Source organism: Photobacterium lucens, from assembly GCF_009873615.1.
GTDB classification, from domain to species: domain Bacteria; phylum Pseudomonadota; class Gammaproteobacteria; order Enterobacterales; family Vibrionaceae; genus Photobacterium; species Photobacterium lucens.
On the sequence record NZ_SSMG01000479.1, the window covers coordinates 1 to 4,110 of the forward strand.

Sequence of the window (4,110 nt, forward strand, 5' to 3'; positions counted from 1 at the left end):
ATAAATATAATAATGAGTTAATGTCCATAGTTACTTTATATTACAGTTGAGGTTTTACTCGCTTATCCTTTGCTATAATGACGATTTGGATGTTAATTTCAAGGAGCTCGAAGCATTTGGAGTTAATGATCTTATGACAATGATAAGTGCGAGAGAATTTTCAGATTGGCTAATTGATCGCTTTGCTGAAGATAACCAAGGCGTTTCTTTGACGCGGGAAGATATCAATATCCTAACAGGTAGGCAAAGCTTCTCTTTAGGGTTTGTTCACGATATTCATTACGAAGTAATGCGCCACGATATGGCTTTTGTGACTGATACGACAAGAGAAATGTTCTATTTAGTCCCTGTTGCCAAAAGACCTTGGAAAGAGCAGTTGAAAAGAAATTACGAACGAGATCTGTATTGTAATGTACTGCCGCTAAATAAATCAGGTTAAATTATATTTGTCTCAGATAATATAACGGTTCTTATAATAAAGACGATTCATTTATTATAGATAAAATAAAAAGAGGACATAATGTCCTCTTTTTTTGTTAATACGGGTTATATTATAAAACCGCAGCGATACCTTTACATAAAGGAAGCATATTTTCTTTCGTCATACCAGCAACGCTAATACGACCTGAGCCTACGATATAAATAGCAAAGTCATTTTTAAGTTGTGTTACTTGTTCTTTAGATAAACCAGAGAACGAGAACATACCATTTTGACGTTCGATAAAGCTAAAGTCGTTTGTAATACCAAGCTCTTTGAGTGTCGTTACAAATAGTGTACGCATTTCTTGGATACGATCACGCATGTCTGCTACTTCTTGTTCCCATTCTGCACGTAGCTCTGGGTTGTTCAGAATGGTAGTTACAATCGCAGCACCATGTGCTGGTGGGTTAGAGTAGATAACACGAGCAATGGCTTTAACTTGGCTAAATGCTGTTGCTGCTTGCTCAGCATTTTGACCAACAAGTGTAAATGCACCAACACGCTCATTGTACAGACCGAAGTTTTTCGAGAAAGAACTTGCTACGAGTAGTTCTGGTAGTTGGTCTGCAAAGATACGTAAGCCTTGTGCATCTTCTTCTACACCACGTGCAAAACCTTGGTAAGCAAAGTCGAACATTGGTAGGAGTTTCTTCTCTACACAAAGTTGAGCTAAAGCTTGCCATTGTGCTTGTGTTGGATCGATACCTGTAGGGTTATGACAGCAACCGTGTAGTAGAACAATATCACCTTCGCTTGCTTGGCTTAGATCTGCTAGTGCAGCTTCAAAGTCAATGTCTTTGGTTTCTGCGTTGTAGTAAGAGTATTGTGCTGTCTCAAGACCAGCAGCGCCGAATACGCCGTGGTGGTTTGCCCAAGTTGGGTTACTGATCCACACTTTTACATCGCCAAGTTGACGCTTAATAAACTCAGCAGCAACACGTAGTGCACCAGTACCACCCGGAGCTTGCGCTGTTTGTGCACGTTTTTCTGCAATGATAGTGGCATCGTTACCGAAAAGGAGTTGTTGAACGGCTAGGCCGTATTCAGGCGTACCAGGAATGCTTAAGTAAGACTTGGTCTTTTCGCTGTCCAACAAGATAGCTTCTGCTTTTTTAACTGTTGCTAGTACAGGTGTGTTACCTGTTTCATCTTTGTAAATACCAACGCCAAGATTAATCTTTGTTGCGCGAGTATCAGCTTTAAATTCTTCAGTTAAACCTAAAATAGGATCAGCAGGAGCTGAGGTGATTTTTTCAAACATATTCGGTCATCCGTGGCGTTAATAAATAGTGATACCTATTTATACCCTTTGTCATAGAAGATTTACAACATAATGCAACAAATTAGTCATAATTTTTATTGATGAATTAAGTATGTGATTTTCTGGTCGTGAATTGGCTAAAAGCATTAACCGCTTCATGTTCTTTAACTAGCTTAAAAATAAGATCATTCTCCTTAGTTATACAGTCGATAAGTTGCTTTCTACTAACTTGAGAGAGAAGTTGTTTACTACTTTGCAATGCGTGTTTGGGCTGGGTTGCAAGCGCTGCCGCATAGGTTGCAGCCAGTTGTTCTGGTTGAATAGTAATTTGATCAATAAAACCGAGTGATAAGGCTTCTTTAGCGTCCATAGGTTCGCCGAGCAACAACATGGCTTTTGCTTTTCTGGTGCCTATTAGTTGGGGCAATAATAAGCTTGAGCCAAATTCAGGACATAAACCGAGTTTGACGAAAGGTAGGCTAAAGTTGGCAGAAGAGCAGGCAAAGACAAAATCACAATGTTGCAGCATGGTCATCCCGATACCAATCGCATTACCGGATACGGCAGCAACGATAGGCACAGGGCTATCAATCATAGCAAACATAAAGGCTTCAATGATGCTACGACTATGTTGGCATTGTGCAGCATCTGCTGTTGTTAGTGAAATAAAGTCTGTAATGTCATTACCACTACAAAATACATCACTTAAGCCTGTAAGCACGATCACATGAACATCTGGATCATTTGCCTGATGCAAGTGTTGTGTGAGCTGTTGGTACATCTCAAGGTTTAACGCATTTTTCGCATGGGGACGATTAATGGTTAACGTAAGGATATGGTGAGAGAGTGATGAAGCGATCATATTGCCATCCTTGAAATGTATAAGACACATAACAAGGATGGCAGAACAGATACAGGCTTATCTGATAAATTTAAAATTTACGATCAGGCTATCAGAAAATAGTCATTATCATTTAGATCAGACGATAGTCGATTGATTTCTACCATTATGCTTCGATTGATAAAGTGCTTTATCTGCAGTTTTATAGGTTTGGCTGAAAGAAGATTTTGTCGTGATAGTACCACCAATTGAGATCGTCACAATGAGATCTTGAATAGGGTAGAGTTGTACCATGTAGCGAATTTCTTCTGCTTTCAGTTGCAGCTGCTCTTTCGTCATCGATGATGGGAAGCTGACAATAAACTCTTCACCGCCCCAACGAATCGCAATATCAGTTTGTCGAATACATTGATTGATGCGCTTGGCTACTGTCCGTATTACATCATCACCAAATTCATGACCATAGGTATCATTGATCGATTTAAAGTTATCGATATCAATGATCAACAGGCAGAAATCTGACTGTTTTTGTAGTTTCTTCTCGTAAAAATCACGACGGTAGAAATGCGTCATATGATCTCGTTGTAAAGAGAATTTTCTGGTTTTCACACTTCTGGTTAGATATTGGATCAGAAAACTAAACAGCAAAGCAGGGAAAAACGCAGTTTTCAATACTGAGAATAAGTTAATACCTACATAGAACGGATCTTGTGTCGCACATGGCAGTAATTTCTTGATATGGAAGCTATGTGCTGATGGATCACGTTGTAAGACTGTCAGATGGGCCTTATTGTATTCATCTAACGCCGAGTTTAATAAATCATCGTTGATATCGATAACTAATAGGGCATTGAGTACACTTTTATTATAAATCGGGTAGTACAGCGTTCTAATGGCTTTATTTGTACCTTCTTCCACATAACGTTCAGTTAGCTTTAGGTTACAGCCATAGAAGTAGCGAAATGTCTCTTTTAGTCCTTCCCGTTCGATAATACGTTTCATCACTGAGCCTTTTTCATAGTTTTTGAAAGACTGCAGGTACTCAGGTCGAACAGGATCAAAGTGAGCGTATGTTGCTGGGTTTTCGAAAACAGCAATGGTCCAAATATGGTTGTCGGTCAGTGGCTCTAATTGCGCACGTAGGCGTTTAATACCTTTAGAAAGAACTTTGACATTTGAGAAATGATTAACTACAACAGAAACGCCATTATAATCATGATTCCCTGCTGGAATAGGAATTGTTCCCGTGTTGTTGTAGTACGAGCCAAAACGACGGCTAATAGAGTAAATCGTATTTATCTTTTCGAAATATTGGTCATGAAATTCGTCTAAATGGTAAGCATTATACGCAAAGTAGCCACCACAGATAACAAAGAAGAATAGTAAGAAAAGCTTGATACTGGTAAATAAGCTTTTGTTTTTTTTATTAGAACTACTATTCATGTTTTATTTCAGTGAAAGTTAATGAGGAGTGGATTTTATAAGTAAAAAATATTAATTCAATAGCAAAGACCATAACATTAGTAA

Annotated in this window: 4 protein-coding genes; 1 reads left to right on the top strand and 3 read right to left on the bottom strand. The window is 38.6% G+C overall.

The genetic code is table 11. The features are described from left to right. Nucleotides 1–133: 133 nt before the first annotated feature. On the top strand, nt 134–439 hold the full coding sequence (locus E5A76_RS19620) for a hypothetical protein (RefSeq protein WP_053988241.1): 306 nt from the start codon (nt 134–136) through the stop codon (nt 437–439). 112 nt (nt 440–551) lie between these two features. Here E5A76_RS19620 and E5A76_RS19625 read toward each other — a convergent pair whose 3' ends face one another. From E5A76_RS19625 to E5A76_RS19635, 3 genes are all read right to left on the bottom strand, one after another. Further along, nucleotides 552–1,742 (bottom strand): amino acid aminotransferase, encoded by a 1,191-nt coding sequence (locus E5A76_RS19625; RefSeq protein ID WP_161119953.1) that lies wholly within the window; start codon nt 1,740–1,742, stop codon nt 552–554. Nucleotides 1,743–1,848: 106 nt separating this feature from the next. Beyond that, entirely contained in the window at nt 1,849–2,604 is a 756-nt protein-coding gene (locus tag E5A76_RS19630) for an enoyl-CoA hydratase/isomerase family protein (protein ID WP_161119954.1), read from the bottom strand. A 117-nt stretch (nt 2,605–2,721) separates the two neighbouring features. Next, entirely contained in the window at nt 2,722–4,026 is a 1,305-nt protein-coding gene (locus E5A76_RS19635; protein ID WP_053988238.1) for a GGDEF domain-containing protein, read from the bottom strand. Nucleotides 4,027–4,110 lie beyond the last annotated feature (84 nt).